The sequence below is a fragment of the Rhodobacteraceae bacterium M385 genome (assembly GCA_025141835.1).
Lineage (GTDB): Bacteria > Pseudomonadota > Alphaproteobacteria > Rhodobacterales > Rhodobacteraceae > Gymnodinialimonas.
This window is the reverse complement of the sequence record CP081102.1, coordinates 587732-610965: the sequence shown is the minus strand read 5'-3', so window position 1 is coordinate 610965 and position 23234 is coordinate 587732. Positions and strand designations below refer to the sequence as shown.

Below are 23234 nucleotides of genomic sequence, written 5' to 3'. Positions count from 1 at the left end.
ATTACCACGCAGTGAACCCACCGTCAGCTACAAGGTTCGCACCCGTCACATATGAGGACGCGTCCGAAGCAAGATAGCGGATGGTTGCATTGTATTCATCGACATTGCCCTGGCGCCCCATTGGCACCCTCTCGAGGAAAGCGTCGATGAACTCCTTATCGAAAGAGCCAGTCTTGACGCCTCCGATGGTCAGAAGATTGGTGCGAACGTTTTGCTTGGCCCAATAGGTTGCGAGGTACCGGGTCATGTTCACAAGCCCAGACTTGGACGCAGCGTAGCTAATCGCCTTAATGAAGGGCTCACCATCACGCTCCAAACGGTAGGCATAAAGGGCCTGATTAGGTGAGACCATTCCGTACATTGACCCGATGTTAATGATCGACCCGCGCCCCGCTTCGGCCATCTTAGAGCCGACGGCTTGGGTCGTCAGCATGACACCCGTAAGGTTGGTTTCGATGATGTCGTCCCAGAATTTGCGTGGATAGACTTCAAACGGTGCATTCTGGCTTGCATCGCCGTCGGGCTTGCTATCGATCCCTGCGTTGTTGACAAGGATATGAGGTACACCCCAGTCTGCGACCAACTGATTGGTTGCCTCTGCCAGTTGAGCTTCGTCCGTGACCGAGGCCTCATAGACGCGAATATTATCTGCCAGATCACCAAATTTTTCTTCGATCTGTTCGCGTGAAAATGGGCGACGCGAATAGATTGCAACTTTGGCCCCCGCCTGTGCGAGAGACGACGAGAACTCGGTTCCCAATTGCCCTAGTCCGCCGGTAACGATTGCAACGCGGCCTTCGACGGAGAATGGATCATGCATTGGATTTCCTTTCAGGATCGGATGATTTGCGGCGCGCCTTGAGGCGAGCCAAAGACGAGACAAAGGTGAGTACAAGGATCGCGCACACGGCAATGCCAAGGGCCATTGCTACGGGCCGCTCGAAGAACCCCCATAGATTCCCGCGAGCGATTTGCATCGACATGATGAAGTTGCGCTCCAAGACTGGCCCCAGAACAAGACCAAGGATGACGGGCGCAATTGGAAACCCATTCCGCTCCATCAAGAACCCGACGGCACCGGAGACCAGCATGACCCAAACACCAAACAATGTGTTGTTCACCGCGTAGCTACCCAAGAAGCAGCAAACGAGGATAACGGGTACGATGACCTCACGCGGAATGCGGAGAACATGGCGCGCACCTTTGATGGCCAGCCACCCCAATGGGAACAGCAACAGGTTTGCGAGGAAAAAAGCCATGATGATTGCGGTCGGCAGTTCTGGGCTTTCAGCGAAAAGCCGCGGCCCGGGGGCAATGCCTTGCATGAATAAGACACCCACCGCGATGGCGGTCACTGCATCGCCTGGGATGCCGAACACAAGCGCCGGAATCCACGCACTCGATAGACCTGAGTTGTTAGACGACGTTGCTTCAATCAGACCTTCCGGATGACCGGTGCCGAATTTCTCTGGTGTGCGAGAGAACCGCTTGCTGATCCCGAAGGCAATCCACGCCGCGAGATCCCCCCCCACGCCCGGTAGCGCTCCCACAGCAGACCCAAGGCTTGCACCTCGGAGCGCTTGCCATCGGTACTGGCGCAACAGTGAAAAAATGCCTTTATATGGCCGTATGGCACCAACATTTGGAGGCGCACCTGCTTCGGCACCTTCTTTCGTGAATCCACGAAGGATCTCGGAAAAGGCAAACATTCCAATCATCACGGGAATGAAGCTGACGCCTCCCATCAATTCGATGGATCCGAAGGTGAAGCGCGGCTGGCCTGACGTGACGTCTAGCCCGACGGTCGCGATCAGAAGACCAATCAGAAGCGACACGAACCCGCGCACAGGACGGGCCCCGGAGACAAGCGCGCAGGTCAGAAGACCCAGCAGCGCCAACCAGAAGAATTCAAAGCTGGAGAAGTTGAGTGAAACCTGAGCCAAAAGCGGACCGGTCAGCAACAAAACCGTGGCCCCGATCAGCCCCCCCATAGCCGAGAAAAAGAAGCCGATGGACAGCGCCTGGCCCGCTAGACCACGTCTTGTCATGGCGTAAGCCTCATCAGTATAGGCCGCCGAGGCTGGTGTGCCGGGTATGCGCAGTAGAGCGCCGGGAATATCACCCGCAGTAATTGCCATGGCAGTGGATGATACGATCAGCGCCACGGCAGGGATTGGTGCCATATAGAGGGTGACAGGAACCAGCAGCGCTGTGGCCATGGTAGCCGTCAATCCTGGCATAGCGCCGATGAACAGCCCGTAGACTGCGCCTGCCAAAATCGCGATCAGCACGGCAGGCTCGGTCACAAGCGCGAAGCCAAGCCAGAGAGTTTCAAGGCTCATGGAAGCACTCCCGATAGCCAGCCGGCGGGCAACTGAAGGCGGAGCCCTTGAGTGAACCCGATGTGCAACGCCAACACGGTTAATGGTGCCACGGTGAGGATGATCAGGGGGCGCGCGTTCATCAGCGCCATCAGGCCCACCATGTAGACAAGCGCCACGATTGGGAAACCGGCGATGTCAAAAAAAACGATGCAGAAGATCGGACCCAAAAGAGTCCATGCTGCGGCCAGCATTGGGCGCGTTGGAACAATCCGGTCCGGCAGAGTGAATAATGAAGCGGGGCTTACTGCTTCAGCCTTTGCTGATGCGGCTCCACTTCGCCCCGACGTGGGGTCGGGGAGTAACAGGGCAGCGATCAATATGAAGACCCCTGCTATAACCAATCCGCCGCCGATAAGCAGGGGGATCAAGTCTGGACCAAATCGGAGGCCGGGGATCTGGGGCAGCGCTACCGCCCCCCAGATCACCACTCCTCCAAATGCCGCAATAAGCGGCCCAGTAATCAGATCAGAGAGTCTCACCTTGTGCTCAATTGGCCAAGCCGACTGCTGCCATGGTGCCTGACAGGCCCTCATAGGCGTTCTGAACCGTCGTCGCGAAACCTTCCGCATCCTGATACGCGACCGAGAACCCTTGAGAGTTCATGAACTCACGGAATTCCGGGTCAGACGTGATCTCTGCCAGTGCTTCAGTGAGGGTTTCGACAATAGACTCGTCGATACCGGCAGGTGCGGCAAGGCCACGGAACGGAAGCGGCGACCAGTCCACGCCGAAAATCTCGGTCGTCGTGGGCAAGTCTGGATACAGCTCACTACGCTCAGATGAGACCAAGGCAAGAGTCTGTGCCTCGCCCGCTTCGACCAGGGCCGAGGCCTCGGCTGGCGATGTTGTGACAACGTCGATTGCTCCGGCTGCTAGTTGCTGAAGCGCTGGAGCGGAACCATCGGATGCCACCCAGTTCGCGGCCATCGGGTCGATATCCAGGCGGTCAAGCAAACCAACCCACGCCAAGTGCGACAGGCCGCCCCGGTTCGCGCCCGATGCGGAAAGCGCACCCGGGTCGGCGCGAACGTCGTCGATCAGCGCCTGTGCGTCCGCATAGGAGCCATCGCCTACATTAATAGCGATTGGGTCCGCGTTGAAGCGGCCGATAAAGGTAAAGTCTTCGGGTGACATCTCGCTAAGGCCTTGGGCCTCATACATCGACATCTCAATCGTGATAACGCCAAGCGTGTAGCCGTCCGAGTCGGCGCTCATAATTGCAGAGTGACCTACAAGACCCCCGCCGCCGGTGCGGTTCACGACATTGAATGGCTGACCGAACCGCTCCTCCAACTCAGCCGCGACAGCTCGGGCCGTGCCATCTGTGCCGCCACCGGCGGACCAAGGAACGATAATTGTGACCGCACGTTCGGGCCATGCGTCCTGTGCAAAGGACGCGCCAGTTGTCAGCGCAGCAGCCACGCAGACTGTGGACGCAAGAAATTTACTTGTAGTGAACATAGTATCTCCTCCCATACAGAACCTTTTCGGCCCCATCTAACTAGCGCCCTCCGCGCCAATCACTCTTGACACATGACTTATGACATATGTATCTGTCAACTGCCTAAGGGAAGAATTATCCGATGCCAATTTTCACTGAACCCGCGCAGCCCGGCGCAGCAAAGCAACGCGACAAGCTTCACATGACCGTAAGTGGCGCCATTGAATCGCAGATCCTCTCGGGTGCTCTCAAGGTTGGTGACAAGCTTCCGTCAGAAAGTGCTATTGCTAAAGAATTCGCCGTGTCTACTCGCTCCGTCCGTGAAGCAATCGGCGTTCTTGAGACCAAGGGACTTGTGGCCCGCCGCCATGGTGAACGCACTACGGTGGTCCGCGAAGATGTTGACGAGTTTCTTGGCACCCTTGCCGTGACCGTTCGGCAAAAATTTTCCACTGATCCTGAGTATTTGATCCAACTTATGGAAGTACGCAGGATGATCGAAACCGAAGTGCTGGGTATTCTGACCGCGCGCTCGGACCCAATTTCTGAACAGGTTGAGGCAGAGCTTGAAGCTATGGAAGCTGCCAGGGATTCGGGTGACTTTCAGGCGTTCGTGGATGCCGACGCCCGTTTTCACCTTGCGCTGGTCTATTCTGCTGGCAACGCGATCCTCTCTGTCATTTACGACAACCTCGCAGGCCTCATCAATGAGGTGATCCAGGTGACCAGCCGGGTGCCAACAAAATCCCTTGAAGCCGCCTATTCAGAACACGCCGAAATCTTCTCGTTCATCAAGAACCGGGATGAAGTTCGCGCCAAAAGCCTCATGCGCACACAGATCGACAACAGCGCGACTTACCTCAAAACGGCACTTGAACGTGCTGAGAACTCCAAGGACGACACATGACCGATTTCGATTATTCCACAACTGATTGGGCCTCTATCAACCGGCTCAAAAAATGGTACTCGGGCGACATCCACGACAGCATGGAAGCGCTCGGACTTTGGGGCCATCTAGAGGGGATTTCATTACTAGGATCGCTTGCAGCAGGAGATGTTGTCTGCGGACCAGCCGTTACCGTTCAGTTCGGTCCATCGGATCGCAAGGGCGAACCACAGGACGTCTATCACCACGCGATAGACAACACACCCGAAGGCGGAATTCTAATCTGCGAAGCATCTTGCGCTGCTGGCTCATGTAGTGGGGAGCTCATGAGTTCTGGCGCCAAGACCCGAGGCGCAGCAGCAACCGTAGTCAACAGCAGCGTACGTGATCTGGCACAAGTCCGATCGCTAGATTACCCTCTTTTCGGAACCTGTGCTTCGCCGGTAGGGGTCACAGGCAAGAAAGAACCCATCGCGTCGCAGGTCGAAATTAAAATTGGCCGCGTTTCGGTTCGGCCGGGCGACGTGATCTTTGGGGATATCGACGGCGTTGTGGCGATACCGAAAGACGCCCTATCAGCCGTGGCCGACCAAGCAGATCTTTTGGGTGCCGAAGAGGCTGCCGCTCGTGACAGAATCATCGCCGGAGAACGCCTGCAATCGGTGTGGCCGGTTTGATCAATGGTGGCTGGACGCCTGAACCGGTCGTGACTGGGAAACAGATTGAGCAACTCTTCGGCTCTTTCGGTGGCTCCGCACAGACAACCGACAAGACGTCTTTTCCATCGTCAGAAGAAAATTCACCCGGCAAGATATGACTTGAACACTACCACGACGAACACGAGGGCGTGGGGCGCTGATTTGGCTCTGTTATCTATACGGAAGCATTTTAGCGCCCTGCACCTAAAAGGCACAGATAAGCCAAGCCGTTTTTTTGCCCGTCTCCTAGTCATGCGTAAGCACGACAAAGTCGCCATCCTGTTAGCAAGGAGACAGCGGCACTGCACACTGAACCAAACCTATCGCCCTTTGCACCAATGCTTCCGCTAGCCATTTGGCATTCCGTTGAGACATCTCATGGCCACCTATTTGAAGACCTCCCGTTCACGCTGTTTTTCGCGTTCGGAAAGCATGCGAGCAAACTGGGTTACCTTAGCAGGACGAAACCGCGCGGGCGGATACACTGTATAGATGCCGCCGTCCTGTAAGGACCATTCGGGCAAAATGACCTTGAGTTCACCCGCCGCTAGGTCGCCTTGCACCTGAAAGTCTGGCAAGACTGAAACCCCCGCATCTGCTTTAATCGCTTGAAGCAGCGCCGCCGAGGTGTCGAGCATCATATCACTCTTCAGCCTTACCTTTGCATGTCGCCCGTCTAAATGGGTAAAGGACCACGTTAGCGGGTCCGCCAAGGCCAGATTTCCCACGAAATCGGCCTTAGAGCGAAGCTCTTCGGGATGGGTCAGGGCGCCCAGTTGTTCGGCATAGGCCGCGCTAGCGACGACGATCTGCCGAAACACGCCGATACGACGCGCTTGTAGGCTTGAGTCAGTCAGCCAGCCGACGCGAATTGCGAGATCCAGATCTTCCGAGATGAGGTCGCTAATCCGATCGCCCAAGTGCAGCACAACACGGCAATTCGGATAGGCTTGGCGAAAGGCCGACGCCACAGGCGCAAGAATTGTTGCGCCGTAATCGTAGGGCGCTGTAATCCGCAATGTGCCTGTTGGGATCTCGGTCGATTGTGACAACTTGTCGAAGGCTTCTTCGGCCTCTTTCAAAATGCGACTGCACCGTGAGTAAAAATCGTGCCCGGCCTCGGTGGGGCTGACACTACGGGTTGAGCGGACAAGGAGCGTTGTTTTCACCTCTTGTTCCAGATTGGTGATTTGCTGGCTGACCACTGCCTTCGTTATACCAAGGCGCTCAGCGGCATGGGTGAACGAACCCGTTTCAACCACGGCAGCGAAATAGGCGAGGCGGTTGAGGTTCAGACCCTTTGTCATGCCAGACTGTTAGCCAAAAGCGAACATTATGTCAAATTTGCTTGCCTTATTAAGATGTTCTTTGGGTGCCATATAGCGGGCAAGGAGAACTGATATGACACAGAACATCACCATCCAATACATCTTCGACCCGCTCTGTGGCTGGTGCTATGGTGCATCGGACACCATGGCGAAGCTCGCCGCCCATCCATCCGTTTCTGTTCAGATGATGCCCAGTGGGCTCTTCTCAGGACACGGTGCGCGCCCGATGGCCGGCTTCGCGAAGCAAGCATGGCAGAACGACCAAAGGATTGCGCAACTCAGTGGCCGGACCTTCAGCGAGGCTTACCGCGTCAACGTCCTTGGTGCTGCTGATGCGAAGCTAGATTCCAGCGTGGCAACATTGGCCCTGACGGCCGTGTCGCAAGAAGAACCCGATCGCGAAATGGAGGCCCTGAAAGCCATTCAGGAGGCACGCTACGTCGATGGGCAAGACGTGACCTCACCCGCTGTTGTCGCGGCCCTACTTGCTGAATTGAGCCTGCCGCAGGCGGCCGCGGCTGTCCTGAATCCAGATGACGCGCTTTTGCGGGCTGTTCGCGACCGAACGGCGGTTGCGCGTGACGCGATGAAACAAAACCACGCCCAAGGCGTTCCCACGGTGATCACTAACGCCGGTCAGATCGATTCAAGCGTGCTCTATGCCGGCCTGAATAAAACTCTTGCTTCTCTCGGGCTGAGATAACGCGGCCTTCCCCCTCCCTATCTATTCCTAAATTAGGAGACAAATCATGACGACGAACCTCGCCACAGAAACACCGTCAGACACCCTGAACTGGGCACATTTTCCAGCAGGTGAACATGGGTTCTACCGCGCCCCTGTTCTCATCACCGGACAAAGCGAAGCCGTGCTGATCGACGGAGGATTTAGGCTGTCCGATGGTCAGGCGTTAGCCGACGCGATTAAAGCGACGGGCAAGTCCCTGACCACGATTTATGTCAGCCAGAGTGATCCTGATTTCTACTTCAGCCTGCGCCCAATCGTGACCGCCTTCCCAGAGGCCCGCGTTATTGCCGCCTCGGATACGGTCAAAGCCATTTCCGCGTCGGTTGCCAAGAAGATCGAAACATGGAGCCCGCAATTGGGTGACAACGGGCCAAAGTCCGTCGAAGAGGTCGTGATCCCTACAGCTTTTGACGAAGCTTTTTTCACGGTCGATGGCCACAAGATTGAGATCGTGGCAGCCAATGGCCTTGCCAACCGTCGCTACCTTTGGGTTGAGGGGCTTCAGGCCGTATTCGGCGGTGTCATGGTCTTTTCGGGAACCCATGTCTGGACTGCGGACACGGCGACAAAGGAGCAGCGAGCCGCTTGGATTGCCAATCTAGATGCCATCGAAGCTCGCAAGCCGAACGTCTTGGTTCCGGGCCACATGAGCGTCGGTGCGCCAGTTGGGCTGGAAGCGATTGCCCACACGAAAACATATCTTCAGGCCTTTGAAGAAGAACTCGCAAAAGTGGCAACCTCGCAAGAGCTGGTTGCCGCGATGACGGCTCGTTATCCCGATCTCGGACTTGATGTTGCGCTGAACATCGGCGCGAAGGTGGTCACCGGCGAAATGAAGTGGGGCTGATCATGGGCAACAATCTTGAACTGATCCGCGCGACCTATGAAGGCACGTCGGAAGAGAACGGTCAAAATCTTCTCGCCGCTCTGGCAGAGGATGCAACCTGGACCGAAGCCGAGGGCTTTCCATACGCGGGAACCTATACAGGCCCCGAAGAGATCATCGCAGGTGTCTTCCAACGGTTGGCGACTGAATGGGATGGCTACTCTGCAAAGGTGCACACGTTCATGGAAGACGGCGACAGGGTCGCGGCATTCGGTGAATACTCGGGCACATACCGCGCTACGGGAAAGTCCTTCCGCGCAAGCTTTGCGCATCTCTACGAGGTACGTGGCGGCAAAATCAGAACAATGACGCAGTTCGTCGATAGCGCTGTGGTACAGGCAGCAATGGGATAATCCCAACTGAACTGCGCAAGACCAATTAAGCTAACCGCCCGGACATCGCCACGCTGTGATGTTCGGGCGGCGGCCTGTCGCCCACATTTGACGAGGCAGGGTTTGAATTGGATCTCTCGTGCATCTGGCAGAGAGAACAGCCCTTACCCGCAAGACCATGACTTGCTTCAACTTGCGTCGCTGGGAGCATGGCCAAATAGCGCTCGATAGTCGCGTGAAAATCGGCCCAGATGCGAAAAACCGCATCCAAAGGCAACATCCGTTACGCTTTCGCGGTTACGCCGCTTGCACAACCTGTAGCGTGCAGCGTTCAGGCGCACGACCTTTAGATATGCTATTGGCGACATCCCGAAACTGCTTTGGAAGACCAATTGCAATGTCCGTGGGTGCAGGCCACTTGCCGACGCTATTTCATCAAGCCGAAGGTCGCGGTGGTACTGCGTTTGTATAAAGTCGATCGCTCTTTTCAGCGGTCTCGTAGAGACCGGTGCTTTAGTGACCGCATAGTATTGGCTGACATTGCTGGGTTGCAGGCTTAACAAGCTGCTAGCCAAATGACGCTCTAGGCTAAGTGAACTTAGATTTGGGCGCGCGCTGCTGATCGCGCCAGTCTCATATGCCTTGAGCGTTGCAAGAACGGTGTCGCGGAGTGCTTGACCTGAAGATTTGCCGAAATCGACAGTTGGATCAAAGCGTACGGACCCAGGTAGCTCTGCTCCAAGATCTTCGCGGGCAACGCGGTTCAAAAAACCCGAGTCAATCTGCACCATGACTTTAGTGCAATCGGCGGACCATTCCATGTCGGATGGACGGTCCGGGTTCAGGATGGATGCCGTCCAAATACTTGCATCCACAGTTTCGCCGCGATGGCGAATGCGGGCAGTTCCAGCGATCGGAATTTGCAAAAGATAGAAATCGCGCAACTCACCGGGGTTGATGCGCACGTCGCCGCCATACCCAAGCACATTTAATGAGATTTGCGTGCCCCGCACATGATTGTGGCGGACATTCAACTTGCGCCCCCGCACCAGATCCAAGCGATGGTCGCAGTATTTTTCAGCTACAGACGCACGGGCCTCGGACAGGTCCTGTGTCTTCAAGATCGCGAAATCATCAAGGTAGGCTTGGGTCTGCATTAGCAAACGCTACTCGTTCCTAAAAAAACTTCAAGCTTCAAACATTTTGGATTCGCAATGTGGATAAAGCCTGCGGGCATCTTGCGGCAGTCTTGGTCAAACATAACGAAGAAGGTTGAAAAAATGGAACAGGGCATCACGCCAAGCGCAGACGGGATGGATGGCAAAAGCTGGAATGTGGTGGGGCATACTTATACGCCCAAGCTACTAACCCCGAATGCTTTCATCTGGCACGCACATATCCCAAACGAAACATTCGTACCGCCGCACATTCACCCGACACAGGATGAGTGGATTTACATGCTCTCCGGCAATCTGGAAATCGAATTTGGCGGTGATGTCCACAAAGCGGGTCCTGGCGATACGATTCACATGCCAATGGGGGTGGCCCATGGCATCTTCAACCGCTCTGGTGGTGATGCGACCTGCGTTTTCGGTGTCGCGCCGTCGCGTAAATTGTTTGATCTGTTCGGCTTGCTTGACGGTGTCACTGACCCCGAAGAATTGGTGCGCCTTTCCGCAATGAACGAGGTGGATTTTTTGCCACCTCCCGCAGAATAAGGGGCACCAGCGATGGTAACGCGAAAGAAAGTTGCAGTTATTGGGGGCGGGGTCAGCGGATTGGCCGCCGCCAAAGCCTTTGATGAGCGTGGGCACCGCGTATGCGGGTTTGAACGTAGCCATGACTTTGGCGGCGTGTGGGAATTGTCCCGGTCCTACCCCGATGTGCAGACGCAGTCGCCAAAGGATCTGTACTGTTTCACCGATCACCCGATGCCTGACGATTACCCTGAATGGCCCAAAGGCCCGCAAGTGCACGCTTACCTGCATTCCTATGCCGAAAAGCACAATCTCGGGCGCCTGTTTCGGCTAAACACGGACGTCAAATCCATGGATCGGCGTGCCGAGGGGGGCTGGACCCTGACCCTTGAGTCCGGAGGCCATGAGTGGACCGAAGACTTTGACTTCGTCAGCGTTTGTACCGGCCAGTTCTCTGACAAGAATATCTTGACCCATCCCGGCCAGGAAGAATTTGTCACGGCCGGTGGCAAAGTCATGCATTCGTCAGAATATACCGACCCGGCCATCGTGAAGGGCAAAAGCGTGGTCGTGCTTGGCGGGTCAAAGTCTGCGACGGATATCGCGGTCAATGCAGCCAAGAACGGCGCATCGCAAGTCACATGGGTCTATCTTGAGCCGGTTTGGCGCGTCCCGTATTTCGTCGGTGGCATCAACTTCAAGCGCATCCTTTATATTCGCGCGCAAGAGCAGCAATTTAACATGTGGGGTAAATCTGGCCTGCAACGGGCGATTGCTGCGGTCTTCAAGCCTTTGGTCTGGGCCAATTTTCGTGGCTTGGAGACTCTGCTGAAAGCGCAACTGGGCCTGAAAAAATATAACATGGTCCCCAAGACGCCGATTGAAAAAGACGTCTCTTGTTCCGTGCCGATTGTCACGCCGGGCCTGTTTGAGAACCTGAAATCCGGCAAGATCAAACCGATCCAGGGCACCTACGTGAAATATGACGGCAAAGACATCGTGATGACAACGGCCGACCGGGTGCAGGCGGATGTATCGATCCTTGCCGTGGGGTGGAAACTGGGCGTGCCCTATCTGCCGGAAACCGAGAAAGCGAAACTGATCGAAGACGACGGCCAGTACCGTGTCTACCGTCTTGCCGTGAACCCTGACCTGCCGGACATGGGCTTTGTCGGTTTCAACTCTTCCTTCTGCACGGTCTTGTCTGCCGAGATGATCGCCAACTGGCTTGTGCGCTACATGGACGGGCAACTGGTGAATATGCCGTCCCAGCAGGACATGAACGACAACATCGAGATGATGCTGGATTGGAAGCGAAACGAAAGGCCCGCGGCGAAGATCTATGGCGGTCTGTGTTCGGCCCCGTTCCACTTCAAGCATTTCGACGAGTTGCTGGCGGATATGGGGGCCACGAAGAAAACCCGCTCAAATCCGCTGGCTGAGCAATTCAGCTACCCAAACCATGCAGCCTACGGCCAGTTCCTGGCATCGACGCCGCAATATCAGGCTGGGTAAGGCAGGCTGACCGCCAACGCGCGGCGGTCGGCCATTCAACGGCGCTCGCACCCAAAAGGAGAAACATCACATGCCAGAGTTAAGCAAAGGCATCACTGCCCACGGCGAAGGCACGAAGCTGAGTATTCTGGGCCAGACCTATTACCTCAAAGCCCATTGCGATTCGACATTCGCCTTCGAGACGAATTCAGAGCCTGGGCAAGCGGTGCCCGTCCATATCCACCCCACGCAGGATGAATTCATCCTGGTACAGGAGGGCGAGTTGGACCTGAAGCTGGACGGTGAATGGACCAAAGCCAAAGCCGGCGATCTGGTGTGTATGCCAAAAGGCATCCCGCACGGGTACTTCAACAAGTCCGACAAGCCCTGCCGCGCACTGTTCTGGGTGTCTCCGGCGGGCAAGCTGAAAGACCTATTCGAGCAGTTGCACAATATGACAGATGTAGATGAAGTCGTGAAAGTCTTTGCCGCCCATGACGTTGATTTCCTCCCACCAGAGGCAAATGAATAGCGATGCGTACAGATTGGGACATAGCGTTCAACAACATGAGCCACGTAGCAGGGTCGCACGCTCTGCCAGCCCACTGGGCCGCGGAGGCAGCCGCCTATCGTGACAGTGGCGTGCAGGTTGAGACCGACATCCCCTATGGCGACGGCCCCCGGGAACGGTTTGATATCGTCTGGCCCGAGGGTGCGCCCAAAGGGCTTGCTGTGTTTGTTCACGGTGGGTACTGGATGCGATTGTCGAAATCGGACTGGACGCAATTCGCGGAAGGTGCCCGCGCCGCAGGTTGGGCGATGGCGTTACCCAGCTATACTCTGGCCCCTGACGCCCGCATTTCCAAAATGACGCGGCAAGTTTCTGCGGCGATCGACGTTGCTGCAAAGCGCGTGGCGGGGCCGATCCGTCTTTCCGGGCATTCGGCTGGGGGTCATCTGGTGACACGGATGCTATGCGAAGACACGCCGCTTGCGCCCGAGACCCGCGCGCGCATCGAAAACGTAGTGTCGATCAGTGGCCTACACGACCTCAGGCCCCTTTTGCGCACAGCGATGAACGACACTCTGCACCTAGATGAAGCTGAGGCCGCAGCTGAAAGCGCCATCCTGCATCGCCCCGTACCCAACGCCCGCATTACGGCTTGGACCGGCGGAGGGGAGCGGCCCGAATTCTTACGTCAGGCGCAGTTGCTGGCTACTGTTTGGCAGGGGTTGGATGCTAAGACCGACCTTGTGATTGACAGCGTGCATCACCATTTTTCCGTTATCGAGGCTCTGAAAACTCACGATAGCCCATTGTGCCGGAGGTTATTGTTCTGAGAAATCGGGAGCGAAGAGCCCTGCGCCAAGCGGTTCATCAAACAGTGTTCCACCCTGCGACCATGCTGGTCCCAAGCTACTTTGAAACGCAGGTTCCATGTGACCGTTCAACCCTTCCACATGCCCTGAGGATGCCGCTGTTGAGGCCAATAGCGCCTTGCACGCAAGGCGTGTTATTCCCCGGATTGGCGCCCGCGCGTGCTAAACGACGCGAGCGCAGGTTCATCTATCTGGCAGCAGTCTGGTCCAGCATTTGCCAAAGGTTATTCGAATACGTGATGCGCTGCTTTCACATCGCGGCGTTCGCATCGGCACTTGCGGGCCATCAATCGCTACGATTGGAGGCGAATTCAGCCAACCGGCCCTCCGCGCCCCTTAGAAGGAGGGCGATGTCGATGCCAATTGCAACAAACGAGAAACCCCACGAGAGATAGCGTTCAGCGTCATCGGACGACACGGCGAGAATGCCAGCCGGCTTCCCGAGCGTTTGCAAAAGATCCGCAGCATCTCGAATGGCGTCTTGAACGACTTGGGTGCCGGGCTTTCCCAGAAAGCCCATGCCGGCGGCTAAGTCTGATGGGCCAATGAACACGCCGTCTACGCCGGGCACCGCCGCGATTTCCTCGATCTGGGCAAGGGCTGCGGGAGTTTCCAATTGGACCAAGACACACGTATTCTCATTTGCCGTTTCGAAATAATCATTGGTAAGGCCGAAGCGGCTGGCGCGAGTCAGTCCAGCGACACCGCGCGATCCTTGGGGGGGGTAACGGGCGGCATCTACTGCCGCTGCTGCCTCGGCGGCGTTTTCAACGAAGGGAACCAGGATCGTTTGCGCCCCGATATCAAGTGTACGCTTGATCAAGACCTTGTCGTTCCACGCCGGGCGAACAACACTAGCGGACGCACCCGCCGCGGCCGCTTGAAGGATCGGTTGCATCTGTGGTGTGTCGACGGGGGCGTGTTCTGTGTCGAACAAGAGCCAATCGTAGCCCACCAATGATAGTGCCTCTGCTGCCGCGGCGCTGCCTAGACTCATCCACAGCCCTAATTGGACCTCCCCCGCCAGAAGCCGGGATTTGAAGGTATTGCGGGGGGATGGCACGCTCATGTGAACTGTACCGAAACAGAGCCCAATGGGCCGAAATCCGCATGGAGCGTGTCGCCCTTGCCTGCCCATACTGGCCGAGTGAAGCTGCCAGACAGGACCATGTGACCGGGTTCCAGCACGGTGCCCATCGGGCCGAGCTTGTTCGCCAACCATGCAATCGCCATGGCTGGATGGCCCAATACACCGGCGGCAAGTCCTGTCTCTTCGATTTCCGCGTTCCGGTAGAACATCGCACCAACCCAACGCAGGTCCACATCGTCGGGGCGGACGGGGCGGCCACCCAGAACCGTACCAGCCGCAGCACCATTGTCGGCGACCGTATCGAAAATACGACGGGGTTCCGTCACGCGGGCATCAATGATTTCAATGGACGGCACGATCCATTCCGTCGCGCGCAGCACATCAACCAATCCGACGCCCGGTCCTTGCAGAGGCTCCTTCAAGATAAAGGTTAATTCTGGCTCAACCCGTGGCACGCAGAAACTCTCGAAAGGAACCTTGGCGCCGTCTTGCAACACCAGATCCGAGAACATGTACCCATAATCGGGCTCATCAATCTTCGACGCTGCCTGCATCGCTTTCGACGTCAGGCCCACCTTGTGTCCCACAACCGTCACGCCATCGGCTTGCTTGCGCTCGGCCACCTTTGACGAAATCGCATAGGAATCTTGGATCTCGATCTCCGGGAACATCTCGGACGGGCGTTGCCCTTGTACCTTGGTGCGATGCGACTCCAGTAGCGACTCCACCACAGCGGATCGTTGGTCTTCGGTTAGCATTTTAGTCTCCTATTTGAGGGGGGCGCACAGCGGCGGATGGGCGGCGGCGTCTAAAACTGAGGCCAATCAAAACAACACTCGCCAGTAGCGACAAAAGGCTGATCGGGCTTTCCAAGAACACCATGGGGTCGCCACGACCGATTATGAGCGCGCGTTGAAGATGCTCTTCAATAAGTGGACCCAGCACGAGGCCCAGCAAAAGCGGCGCAGCAGGAAGCCTAAGTAGGATCATACCGTATCCGACCAATCCAAAGATAACGACCAGCGCGATATCGACCGGATTGTTGCGAAGCGAGAATACTCCCAGACAGATTAGGGCGATGATCACGGGGTAGAGGATACGATAAGGCACCCGAAGCACGTTCAGCCAAAGGCCGATGAGGGGGATATTCAGGACCAACAAAATCACGTTGCCGACCCAGAAACTGGCAATCAGCCCCCAGAACAAATCCGGTTCATTTGCAATCAACGACGGGCCAGGAAGAATCCCGTGCAGCATCAAGGCTCCCATCATGACCGCCATGACGGCATCACCCGGAATTCCAAGAGTGAGCGTTGGGATAAAGGCAGCTTGCACAGACGCATTATTGGCCGCCTCGGGGGCCACTACCCCTTCCACGGCGCCCTTGCCAAATGCGTCAGGTCGTTTCGAGACGCGTTTCTCAATTGCATAGGCCACGAATGCCGCCACCTGCGGCCCGAGGCCGGGCAAAATGCCAGTCACAATCCCTGTCAGTGACCCACGCAAAGTGGGGCCGGCGCTGCGGCGCATGTCATCCCGGGTTGGGATCATTGACCGAAGCGACACGCGGGCTTGTGGTACGCGGTCTGGTGCCCCATTTCCGAGGTTCGAAAGGATCTCTCCCATCCCGAAAATGCCCATGACAACGATGACAAGGCTCACCCCGTCGGCTACGCTTGAGACACCGAATGTAAACCGGAAACTGCCGCTTGTTACGTCTGTGCCGACGGTGCCCAAAAGCAGGCCAAAGACCACCATCGCAAGCCCTTTGATCATCGAGCCCGGCGCCAACGTGGCCGCAGCGACAAGAGCCAGAAGCATGATCGAAAAGTACTCGGTCGATCCGAATTCCCTGGCCAGATTGGCGACACTTGGCGCGAGAAAAGTCATCATGAGGATTGCAGCTGACCCACCTAGGAACGACACGATCGTCGTCAGGAAAAGCGCCACACCTGCACGCCCATTCTGGGTCATCGGATAGCCGTCTAGGGCGGTTACCGCTGTCGAGGCAGTGCCCGGAAGGTTGAGAAGGATAGAGGCGACCGACCCACCGTACTGTGCGCCATAAAACACCCCGGCGAGCATGATCATCCCGTGGGTGGGGTCCAAGCCGAACGTGAATGGTAGCAAAATTGATATCGTGGCAAGCGCACCGATCCCCGGAAGTACACCGATGAACATGCCAATGGTCGCGCCCAGCAAGCAAAAACCAAGTGCCTCTGGGGTAAGGGCCACGGAAAACCCGTTGGCGAGGTCACTGAAAGCATCAATCATGACCACGGCCAAACAGGTAGGGGCACGCCCAAGACACCGACGAAAATTGCCGTCGTTATCGCTGATGTGAAGATTGCGATTAAACCTATCTCGGTAGGTTTTGGTCTACCGTTAGCCAATGCCGCAATCACCACTAGAAGCACTGTCGCCAAGACAATTCCAGCACGTGGCGCCAGCCATGCCCATGACAGCAGAGCGCCCGAAATGGCGAACACCGGAACGTAAGCAGGCTTCTCCACTCGCGTTTGGACATTCCGCCCGACATAGGCGATGGCCAAGCCCAAGGCGATCAGGATCATCCCGTAGGACACCGGAAGGAAACCGGGGCCCGGTCGGGCAAGGGAGCCGAATGAATAGTCCCAAGCCTCGAAACAGGCGGCCAAGCCCACAATTGAGACCGTCAGTCCGCACAAGACGTCCCGTTGCCCCAAGAAGGGGGCGCTGCGATCTGACATGAATTTGGTTCCTTCCAAGCTCTCTTGGTCAGTCGAGCCGATCGCTCAGGCCGATGGTCTCGTAGACCTCACGAATATGATCCCGCGTCTCTTTGGGAATAATGTCGTTCTCAGGCTCGTGACGCCAGCCCACTTTCTCGCGGGCGTAGCGCCCCATCACTTCATCCTGATCCGAGGTCGCTCCACTAATCCCGTAGAAACCCACGATATCGTCTCCTTCAAAAATCGGAGCCATGCCGCCGGACGCTGCTACGCGGCCATTACTTAGAACAGCAGCGTTGATGAGAAATTGCGGATTGCGCTGCTGAAACCACTTTTGGATCACCAAGCCGTCAGGGAACCGGGGGCTCATCGAGCGAAAGGCAGCAATTGTATAAGCCTTCGCAATGGCAGTGTCGGCGGTGATGAAACCTGCCCCGACCATCCGCTCTGCTGCGATCAGATGGCCCTCGGGACCGACGATCGCGGTCGCAATCGGAGCGCCCATTTGGGTCGCCTTCTCCTCTACTGCATCGAAGAAGGGACGGCATTCTTTTGGTGACAATTGGCGCATTCAAGTGATCTCCGAGCTTTGGGCTGAGCCTGACAAGTTTAGTTCAAGGTGATGTTTGCGGACTCAACAACCGCGGACCAATTCGCAATTTCGGTGTCGATGTAGGCAGCAAGATCTTCAGAGCTACCGCCAAGTATCTCTATGCCGGCGGTCGACATGCCTTGGCTGACGGAATCTGTCGCGAGGGACGCATTCACAGCCTCGTTCAAGACACTAACCACGTCGTCTGGCGTACCCGCGGGCGCCATGAGGGCGAACCATACAGATGTGTCGAAGCCATCAACGGTGTCCTGAGCGACAGTGGGCAAGTCCGGGAACATCGCCGAAGGACGAGACAGGGTAGAGGCAAGGCCCCGCAAACTGCCGTCCTGAATTCCCGAGGCAGCCGAGGATTGTGGCGCGAACACAAGGTCGATGCGCCCCTCAATTAGATCCCGCACGGCATCGCCACTGCCTTGATAAGGTACGTGGGTCATTCCCGCGCCCACCGAAGACGCAAAGAGTTCTGCGGAAAGGTGTGGCGCCGTCCCCACCCCGGCTGACCCATACAACATCGGCGGGTCGCCCGCTTGCATCAACGAAACAAGTTCAGCCAGCGTCGTGGCCTCTACATCAGGGTGCACTGTCACGATCATCGGAACGGCGCCGACGAGGGCCACTGGGGCGAAATCGCCAGGAAAGGCGAACTCAACCTCGCGCCCCAAAGCAGTTCCGATCGTGTTGGCAACGGTTCCCATCAAAAGGGTGTGCCCGTCCGCTTCAGCCGAAGCGACGGCTTGGGTGCCAATCGTGCTGGCTGCGCCCGGGCGGTTTTCCACCAAGACGCGCTCACCCAAAATTTCAGACATTTCCGCCGCCAATAACCGGGCCGCAACATCGGTAGAGCTACCGGCGGAGAACCCTACGACAATCGTAACCGGTCCTGACGGATAAGCGCCCTGCGCCGTGGCTTGAAACGTGGTGACGCCAAAAGCGCAGGCAGCCCCAAGTAGAGCGGCCCGGCGGCTCAAAGATCGAAGTGTCATAAGTGTTCTCCCCTAGTCGAAGTCAAGCCTCGGATCGTTGATATCCGTATCAATGCAACCCCATTGATCCAGACCTTGCCGCCATGACATCCCACGGCGGCGCTGACGTCAAATGGGTTCTTTGGAAGGTGGTATCGAAAATTCCGATACTTCGCACTTCGTCTCGGCCAACTTACGGCATCCCGAGGGGCAATTCGCATTGCCACTTCCATTTTACTTATAGGCAGCGCCGAATTTCCAATTTGACCATTGTGCATTTGGAGGGCTCTTAAGGGGAAGGGAGCAAGGAGATTTACGTGGACATTGATGAGATTTTGAGCGGCTACGAACGTATGATTGGCCGCGTTCCGCCTAAGGTGGCCAAGCGCATTGAGCTTATGCAGGAGAGGGATCCTGAAGCGCTGGAACGGTTGGAAACCGTGCGGGCGCAGTTCCTTGATCCGAAGCATTTGGATCAGAAGACGGTGCAACTGATCTCTTTCGCTATCCTGCTTGTTCAGACCTCAAATGCTGCGGGCAACCATGCACGCGCCGCTCTTCGAGCCGGGGCAACGGCGGAAGATCTGATCGACACTGTTCACATTGCCTTTTTGTTTCGCGGCCTCGCCGCCGCAAATCACGCCGGCGAAATTCTCGCGGACGTTTTCGCATCTGAACCATGATCCGCCGAGCTTTGAGGGTTCACACATTTTTCTGGGAGGAAAGAAAATGACTAAGAAAACTACTCTATTGATGTGCGCTTTGACGATGGCAGCTTGCTCTGTCACGTCCGTCGCGGCGCAAACTTTTCCTGAACGGTCGCTAGAGTTCATCGTGCCGTTCCCTCCGGGCGGGGCGAGCAACCTGATCGGTCGGGCCATTGCGACTTCAATGTCCGAGGAACTTGGGCAAGAGATCACGGTGCTGAACCGCGAAGGTGCTGCTGGCACCGTCGGTGCCGCTGATCTCGCCCGTGCAGACGCGGATGGCTATACGATCGGCATTCTCACGTCCACGCCGCTCTTGATGCGCCCCCACACAGTTGATCTCCCCTACGATTTGGAAAGCTTCGATCTGATTTGTCGAGGCTTCGATAATCCGTTGATTTTGACTGTGGCGACCTCTTCCGGGATTACATCATTGGATGAGCTGATGCTGCTTGCCGAGGGCGACCCAGCAGGGGTCCGTTTCTATAGTGAAGGCCCCGGCACCTTGCAGGACATCGCAATGAGCGCCTTGCAAACTGCCGCTGATTTCGAAGCGCTCGGGGTGCCAATGACCGGTGAGCAGACCGCCGTTCAGAACCTACTGTCCGGCGTCATTAACGTCGCGCCCATCACCGCAGGAACGGCGCTTGGCAACCCAGAGCTGCTGACTCCCATCGCCATCATGTCTCGTGAACGGGTGCCAAACCCAAATGTCCCCACCGTAGGCGAAGTGATTGGAACGCCTGTCGTGCACAGCTTGACCGGAGCAATCGTGGCGCCGCGTGGCCTGCCAGAGGCCCATTATGACCGATTGGTTGAAGCCTGCGCCTCGGCACAAGGTTCAGCCAGCTTCAACGAGGTGCTTGGCCAATACAGCATGCCTCCGGTCAGTGAGATCGGTCAGGACTTTGCCGAGGCCTTAACTGCTCAATACAATTCCATCGGCAGCTTCTTGGCAGACGCTTCGAACTGAGCTGGCGCACGATAGCCACGACCCGGACCCGAAAATACCTCTGGGTCGTGGCTGAACGCCCTACGGAAAAGGCCCCAGCATGCGCCGTATTTTGACCCCTCTTTCCCTATCAATCATTGCCTTCGTGTTCTTTTGGGCAAGCATGTTGCTGTGGACGGCAACGTCGTCGCTAAGTGGAACTGACGGAGTCGCGGCCTACAACCCGATTTTCTATCCCCGCATCCTGATCTTTCTTGGAATGGTTCTGACATGCGCCGTTCTTCTGCACGGTCTGTGGCGGTCTGAGACCCCGGTAGGAGGGCAAGACAACCGCGCCGCCATTATTGCGATCGGCTTGGCTGGCGGCTTCATGCTCACGCTAAAGCCATTTGGCTTTTTCCTTTCGTCGGCGGTCTTCTTTGCAGCCTTCGCATTGGCCTTCGGATATCGCCGTCCGCTTGTCGTTGTGGCTGCATGGGCGGCGACAGCGGCATTTGTCTGGATCGTCTTTACTGAAGCCTTGAAGGCACCTTTGCCCGACTGGCCCAACTTCTTAAATTAAGGATAAGCAACCATGGAAGCCATTCTCGGCGGAATTGCCCTGCTTTGGGACCCAATGGCGATCCTGGCGCTGGTGGGCGGTGTGTTTCTGGGAGTCGTCATCGGCGTTCTGCCGGGCCTTGGCCCTGCGGTGGGCGTCTCGCTAGCTTTGCCGTTGACGATCGGTATGGACCAGATACCTGCGATTACCTTGTTGTTGGGGATCTACGCGGGTTCCATCTACGGCGGATCGGTTACAGCGATTTTGATTAACACGCCTGGCACGCCATCATCAGCGGCAAGCTGTCTTGACGGCTATCCAATGGCGCGATCCGGCAAGGTGGGGGAAGCGCTTGGGATTGCGGCTGTTGCCTCGGTCGCCGGTGGGATCATCTCCCTTATCATCCTTGCATTCGCAGCACCCTATATCGCGCAATGGGCGCTGAACTTCGGCCCGGCCGAGATGCTGGCTCTGGTTTTGTTTTCGCTGACCTGCATCGCGTCCGTTGCCGCCGGAAACCAATTGAAAGGGTTGTTGGCCGCGGTCTTGGGACTGTTTCTAGCCGTCGTCGGTCAGGACATCTTTTCCGGAGAGGTGCGCTATAATTTCGGCGTGTTTGAGCTTTCCGCCGGGCTTTCGCTGGTGCCTCTATTGGTCGGGCTATTCGCGCTATCTGAAGTGTTTTGGCGGATGGGCGACCAGTCTCGCATGTCCGAGGCGCGCCCGCTCCCCAGTGGCTTTGTGTTTCCCGGTTTGGCGCGTCTCAGGCAATTGGCACGCACGATTTTCAAAAGCAGCCTGATTGGCACCCTCATCGGTGTTTTGCCGGGCGTTGGACCCACTGCCGCATCTTTCGTCAGCTATGCCGAAGCACGCCGATCCTCTGATGACAAAAGCTCTTTTGGGAAGGGCGCACCGGAAGGGCTTGCTGCCAGTGAGGCCGCCAATAACGCCGTCACTGGCGGGGCGCTGATCCCAACGCTTGCTCTTGGTGTTCCCGGCGATCCGATCACGGCAATCATGTTGGGCGCGTTGGTCATTCAGGACATCGTTCCTGGGCCAAGCCTCTTTTCGCAGCACCTAGATATCGTAACGGCGATCCTGATCGGATTGCTGTTCATCAACCTGCTGATGCTTCCAACGGCGAAGTACTTTGCTTTTCTGTGGCGCGGGCTGCTGCGGCTGCCCGATGCGTTGCTGATGGCAGGAGTCGTTATTCTAATTGGCGTCGGGATTTACACACTCAACAACTCTGTACTCGATATGGTCACGGCATTTATCGCCGGGCTGGTGGGTTACGGGCTGCGCAGAGCAGGGTATCCCTTGGCGCCCATCATTATTGGCTTCGTTTTGGGCAAGCTCCTAGAGCAGAACTTAAGGATGGGTTTGATCGTCTTCCAAAATGATTGGACCCGCTTCGCGACCAGTCCGATTGCGGCTGTATTCTTAATCCTTACGGCTGTGATCCTGTGCTGGCCGATTGCTACGGCTCTTGTTCGAGCAAGAGCCAGTAAAGGTGCCAAATAATGCGCGAATGTCTTGCCCCTCTGCCCCCTCGCAAACCGCGACTGACCCCGCCCAAAGGGCTTGTCGACACCCATTGCCATATCGTCGGACCAGTGAAGCAATTTCCGATGTCAGATGGGCGCAGCTATACTGCCCCCGATGCTCCGCTGGAGGCGTATCTCGAAATCCGTCAGTCGTTGGGCATTGAGCGCAGCGTCGTTGTTCAACCCGGCGCTCATGGGTTCGACAATAGCGTCACCCTGAACGCAGTGGCACGCATGGGCGATAGCGCAAGGGGCATTGCTGTGGTGCCATTAGATGTCAGCGACGACACCTTGGCCGCACTGCATGCAGGCGGCATTCGCGGGGTCCGGCTGTCGTCCATGTTGCGCGGGGCAAGCGGAACCGACGGGTTCGAAGCACTCGCACGGCGAATTGCTCCATTTGGATGGCACATTCTGTTCCACCTCCACGAAGCTGATGAGATTTTGGGGCTGGCTTCGGCCATTAGAAGGGCCCCGGTCCCAATCATGGTCGACCACATGGCCCGCACGACAGGCGATATGGGGCGGGATAGTAAGGCGTTTCACTGTCTGATCGAACTTTTAACCGAGTGCCCGCATGTCTGGACGAAGATTTGCAGTTGGTATCGCCTTTCGTCGCGGCCTGACTGGACTGATATGGAGCCTCTCGCAAGAGCCGTACTTGATACCGCGCCCGAGCGCGTGGTTTGGGGATCGAACTGGCCACACGTAATGCTGTTCGATGGACCAATGCCCGACGACGCAGATTTGCTGGACAAAGCCATAGAATGGCTAGGCCCTCAATCGCAGCGGGTCTTGGTGGAAAATCCTATGAAGCTCTACTTCCCTTCAGAATGA

26 protein-coding genes are annotated in these 23234 nt (G+C 56.8%); 14 read left to right on the top strand and 12 right to left on the bottom strand.

What is annotated here, in order from left to right:
- Position 1: 1 nt before the first annotated feature.
- The 4 genes from K3728_03130 to K3728_03115 all read right to left on the bottom strand — a co-directional run bounded on the left by K3728_03130 (position 2) and on the right by K3728_03115 (position 3845).
- A complete protein-coding gene (locus tag K3728_03130) occupies positions 2-820 on the bottom strand; it encodes an SDR family oxidoreductase (protein ID UWQ96252.1) in 819 nt (272 codons plus the stop codon).
- Positions 813-2342: a tripartite tricarboxylate transporter permease gene (locus tag K3728_03125; GenBank protein UWQ96251.1), complete on the bottom strand. Its 1530-nt coding sequence runs from the start codon at positions 2340-2342 to the stop codon at positions 813-815. Before K3728_03125 ends, K3728_03130 begins: the two co-directional genes overlap by 8 nt.
- Complete coding sequence (locus K3728_03120; GenBank protein ID UWQ96250.1) at positions 2339-2575, bottom strand: hypothetical protein; 237 nt, start codon at positions 2573-2575, stop codon at positions 2339-2341. Before K3728_03120 ends, K3728_03125 begins: the two co-directional genes overlap by 4 nt.
- A 295-nt stretch (positions 2576-2870) precedes the next feature.
- A complete protein-coding gene (locus K3728_03115; GenBank protein ID UWQ96249.1) occupies positions 2871-3845 on the bottom strand; it encodes a tripartite tricarboxylate transporter substrate binding protein in 975 nt (324 codons plus the stop codon).
- A gap of 122 nt (positions 3846-3967) precedes the next feature.
- Between K3728_03115 and K3728_03110 the strand changes: the two genes are divergently transcribed.
- Both K3728_03110 and K3728_03105 read left to right on the top strand, forming a co-directional pair.
- On the top strand, positions 3968-4732 hold the full coding sequence (locus tag K3728_03110; protein UWQ96248.1) for an FCD domain-containing protein: 765 nt from the start codon (positions 3968-3970) through the stop codon (positions 4730-4732).
- Complete coding sequence (locus K3728_03105) at positions 4729-5388, top strand: RraA family protein (GenBank protein ID UWQ96247.1); 660 nt, start codon at positions 4729-4731, stop codon at positions 5386-5388. Before K3728_03110 ends, K3728_03105 begins: the two co-directional genes overlap by 4 nt.
- A 407-nt stretch (positions 5389-5795) precedes the next feature.
- On the opposite strand, the gene K3728_03100 is transcribed toward K3728_03105, so the two are convergent.
- On the bottom strand, positions 5796-6716 hold the full coding sequence (locus K3728_03100; protein UWQ96246.1) for a LysR family transcriptional regulator: 921 nt from the start codon (positions 6714-6716) through the stop codon (positions 5796-5798).
- 94 nt (positions 6717-6810) lie between these two features.
- Between K3728_03100 and K3728_03095 the strand changes: the two genes are divergently transcribed.
- Genes K3728_03095 through K3728_03085 form a run of 3 tightly spaced genes read left to right on the top strand, consistent with a single transcriptional unit; the run spans position 6811 to position 8721 of the window.
- On the top strand, positions 6811-7440 hold the full coding sequence (locus tag K3728_03095) for a DsbA family protein (protein ID UWQ96245.1): 630 nt from the start codon (positions 6811-6813) through the stop codon (positions 7438-7440).
- Between the two features lie 46 nt (positions 7441-7486).
- Complete coding sequence (locus K3728_03090; protein ID UWQ96244.1) at positions 7487-8329, top strand: MBL fold metallo-hydrolase; 843 nt, start codon at positions 7487-7489, stop codon at positions 8327-8329.
- A 2-nt stretch (positions 8330-8331) separates the two neighbouring features.
- A complete protein-coding gene (locus tag K3728_03085) occupies positions 8332-8721 on the top strand; it encodes a nuclear transport factor 2 family protein (protein UWQ96243.1) in 390 nt (129 codons plus the stop codon).
- Between the two features lie 167 nt (positions 8722-8888).
- Here the strand turns inward: K3728_03085 and K3728_03080 are convergent, their stop codons facing one another.
- Positions 8889-9857, bottom strand: a complete 969-nt coding sequence (locus K3728_03080; GenBank protein ID UWQ96242.1) for an AraC family transcriptional regulator — start codon at positions 9855-9857, stop codon at positions 8889-8891.
- Between the two features lie 123 nt (positions 9858-9980).
- Here K3728_03080 and K3728_03075 point away from each other — a divergent pair, with 123 nt between their 5' ends.
- From K3728_03075 to K3728_03060, 4 genes are all read left to right on the top strand, one after another.
- Complete coding sequence (locus tag K3728_03075; protein UWQ96241.1) at positions 9981-10418, top strand: cupin domain-containing protein; 438 nt, start codon at positions 9981-9983, stop codon at positions 10416-10418.
- Positions 10419-10430: 12 nt separating this feature from the next.
- The gene (locus tag K3728_03070; protein UWQ96240.1) at positions 10431-11912 is read left to right on the top strand and encodes an NAD(P)/FAD-dependent oxidoreductase; all 1482 of its coding nucleotides are present in this window, start codon (positions 10431-10433) and stop codon (positions 11910-11912) included.
- 70 nt (positions 11913-11982) lie between these two features.
- A complete protein-coding gene (locus tag K3728_03065; protein UWQ96239.1) occupies positions 11983-12423 on the top strand; it encodes a cupin domain-containing protein in 441 nt (146 codons plus the stop codon).
- 2 nt (positions 12424-12425) lie between these two features.
- Positions 12426-13232, top strand: a complete 807-nt coding sequence (locus K3728_03060) for an alpha/beta hydrolase (GenBank protein UWQ96238.1) — start codon at positions 12426-12428, stop codon at positions 13230-13232.
- Between the two features lie 325 nt (positions 13233-13557).
- On the opposite strand, the gene K3728_03055 is transcribed toward K3728_03060, so the two are convergent.
- From K3728_03055 to K3728_03030, 6 genes are read right to left on the bottom strand one after another with little or no spacing between them, the layout of a single operon-like run.
- Positions 13558-14334: an HpcH/HpaI aldolase/citrate lyase family protein gene (locus tag K3728_03055; protein UWQ97424.1), complete on the bottom strand. Its 777-nt coding sequence runs from the start codon at positions 14332-14334 to the stop codon at positions 13558-13560.
- Positions 14335-14336: 2 nt separating this feature from the next.
- A complete protein-coding gene (locus K3728_03050; protein UWQ96237.1) occupies positions 14337-15119 on the bottom strand; it encodes a 2-oxo-hepta-3-ene-1,7-dioic acid hydratase in 783 nt (260 codons plus the stop codon).
- Position 15120: 1 nt separating this feature from the next.
- Entirely contained in the window at positions 15121-16635 is a 1515-nt protein-coding gene (locus K3728_03045) for a tripartite tricarboxylate transporter permease (GenBank protein ID UWQ96236.1), read from the bottom strand.
- Complete coding sequence (locus K3728_03040) at positions 16632-17090, bottom strand: tripartite tricarboxylate transporter TctB family protein (GenBank protein ID UWQ96235.1); 459 nt, start codon at positions 17088-17090, stop codon at positions 16632-16634. Before K3728_03040 ends, K3728_03045 begins: the two co-directional genes overlap by 4 nt.
- 28 nt (positions 17091-17118) lie before the next feature.
- The gene (locus K3728_03035) at positions 17119-17643 is read right to left on the bottom strand and encodes a heme-binding protein (protein UWQ96234.1); all 525 of its coding nucleotides are present in this window, start codon (positions 17641-17643) and stop codon (positions 17119-17121) included.
- Positions 17644-17681: 38 nt separating this feature from the next.
- Positions 17682-18668, bottom strand: a complete 987-nt coding sequence (locus K3728_03030) for a tripartite tricarboxylate transporter substrate binding protein (GenBank protein UWQ96233.1) — start codon at positions 18666-18668, stop codon at positions 17682-17684.
- A gap of 296 nt (positions 18669-18964) precedes the next feature.
- On the opposite strand from K3728_03030, the gene K3728_03025 reads away from it, so the two are divergent.
- The 5 genes from K3728_03025 (at position 18965) to K3728_03005 (ending at position 23234) form a co-directional block, all read left to right on the top strand.
- A complete protein-coding gene (locus tag K3728_03025; GenBank protein UWQ96232.1) occupies positions 18965-19330 on the top strand; it encodes a carboxymuconolactone decarboxylase family protein in 366 nt (121 codons plus the stop codon).
- Positions 19331-19376: 46 nt separating this feature from the next.
- Positions 19377-20327: a tripartite tricarboxylate transporter substrate binding protein gene (locus K3728_03020; protein UWQ96231.1), complete on the top strand. Its 951-nt coding sequence runs from the start codon at positions 19377-19379 to the stop codon at positions 20325-20327.
- A 79-nt stretch (positions 20328-20406) separates the two neighbouring features.
- Complete coding sequence (locus K3728_03015) at positions 20407-20868, top strand: tripartite tricarboxylate transporter TctB family protein (protein UWQ96230.1); 462 nt, start codon at positions 20407-20409, stop codon at positions 20866-20868.
- Between the two features lie 12 nt (positions 20869-20880).
- Positions 20881-22374: a tripartite tricarboxylate transporter permease gene (locus K3728_03010; protein UWQ96229.1), complete on the top strand. Its 1494-nt coding sequence runs from the start codon at positions 20881-20883 to the stop codon at positions 22372-22374.
- Positions 22374-23234 carry an amidohydrolase family protein gene (locus tag K3728_03005; GenBank protein UWQ96228.1) on the top strand — a complete coding sequence of 287 codons (861 nt, stop codon included), beginning with the start codon at positions 22374-22376 and terminating at the stop codon, positions 23232-23234. The genes K3728_03010 and K3728_03005 overlap by 1 nt, the downstream gene beginning before the upstream one ends.

What these genes read in the sequence shown, in the direction of transcription:
- K3728_03115 (UWQ96249.1), bottom strand. Translation starts at nt 3,845, where the DNA reads ATGTTCACTACAAGTAAATTTCTTGCGTCCACAGTCTGCGTGGCTGCT.
- K3728_03110 (UWQ96248.1), top strand. Translation starts at nt 3,968, where the DNA reads ATGCCAATTTTCACTGAACCCGCGCAGCCCGGCGCAGCAAAGCAACGC.
- K3728_03040 (UWQ96235.1), bottom strand. Translation starts at nt 17,090, where the DNA reads ATGTCAGATCGCAGCGCCCCCTTCTTGGGGCAACGGGACGTCTTGTGC.
- K3728_03090 (UWQ96244.1), top strand. Translation starts at nt 7,487, where the DNA reads ATGACGACGAACCTCGCCACAGAAACACCGTCAGACACCCTGAACTGG.
- K3728_03020 (UWQ96231.1), top strand. Translation starts at nt 19,377, where the DNA reads ATGACTAAGAAAACTACTCTATTGATGTGCGCTTTGACGATGGCAGCT.
- K3728_03080 (UWQ96242.1), bottom strand. Translation starts at nt 9,857, where the DNA reads ATGCAGACCCAAGCCTACCTTGATGATTTCGCGATCTTGAAGACACAG.
- K3728_03050 (UWQ96237.1), bottom strand. Translation starts at nt 15,119, where the DNA reads ATGCTAACCGAAGACCAACGATCCGCTGTGGTGGAGTCGCTACTGGAG.
- K3728_03105 (UWQ96247.1), top strand. Translation starts at nt 4,729, where the DNA reads ATGACCGATTTCGATTATTCCACAACTGATTGGGCCTCTATCAACCGG.
- K3728_03125 (UWQ96251.1), bottom strand. Translation starts at nt 2,342, where the DNA reads ATGAGCCTTGAAACTCTCTGGCTTGGCTTCGCGCTTGTGACCGAGCCT.
- K3728_03100 (UWQ96246.1), bottom strand. Translation starts at nt 6,716, where the DNA reads ATGACAAAGGGTCTGAACCTCAACCGCCTCGCCTATTTCGCTGCCGTG.
- K3728_03010 (UWQ96229.1), top strand. Translation starts at nt 20,881, where the DNA reads ATGGAAGCCATTCTCGGCGGAATTGCCCTGCTTTGGGACCCAATGGCG.
- K3728_03085 (UWQ96243.1), top strand. Translation starts at nt 8,332, where the DNA reads ATGGGCAACAATCTTGAACTGATCCGCGCGACCTATGAAGGCACGTCG.
- K3728_03015 (UWQ96230.1), top strand. Translation starts at nt 20,407, where the DNA reads ATGCGCCGTATTTTGACCCCTCTTTCCCTATCAATCATTGCCTTCGTG.
- K3728_03075 (UWQ96241.1), top strand. Translation starts at nt 9,981, where the DNA reads ATGGAACAGGGCATCACGCCAAGCGCAGACGGGATGGATGGCAAAAGC.
- K3728_03045 (UWQ96236.1), bottom strand. Translation starts at nt 16,635, where the DNA reads ATGATTGATGCTTTCAGTGACCTCGCCAACGGGTTTTCCGTGGCCCTT.
- K3728_03095 (UWQ96245.1), top strand. Translation starts at nt 6,811, where the DNA reads ATGACACAGAACATCACCATCCAATACATCTTCGACCCGCTCTGTGGC.
- K3728_03065 (UWQ96239.1), top strand. Translation starts at nt 11,983, where the DNA reads ATGCCAGAGTTAAGCAAAGGCATCACTGCCCACGGCGAAGGCACGAAG.
- K3728_03035 (UWQ96234.1), bottom strand. Translation starts at nt 17,643, where the DNA reads ATGCGCCAATTGTCACCAAAAGAATGCCGTCCCTTCTTCGATGCAGTA.
- K3728_03005 (UWQ96228.1), top strand. Translation starts at nt 22,374, where the DNA reads ATGCGCGAATGTCTTGCCCCTCTGCCCCCTCGCAAACCGCGACTGACC.
- K3728_03030 (UWQ96233.1), bottom strand. Translation starts at nt 18,668, where the DNA reads ATGACACTTCGATCTTTGAGCCGCCGGGCCGCTCTACTTGGGGCTGCC.
- K3728_03120 (UWQ96250.1), bottom strand. Translation starts at nt 2,575, where the DNA reads ATGCTGGCCGCAGCATGGACTCTTTTGGGTCCGATCTTCTGCATCGTT.
- K3728_03130 (UWQ96252.1), bottom strand. Translation starts at nt 820, where the DNA reads ATGCATGATCCATTCTCCGTCGAAGGCCGCGTTGCAATCGTTACCGGC.
- K3728_03070 (UWQ96240.1), top strand. Translation starts at nt 10,431, where the DNA reads ATGGTAACGCGAAAGAAAGTTGCAGTTATTGGGGGCGGGGTCAGCGGA.
- K3728_03060 (UWQ96238.1), top strand. Translation starts at nt 12,426, where the DNA reads ATGCGTACAGATTGGGACATAGCGTTCAACAACATGAGCCACGTAGCA.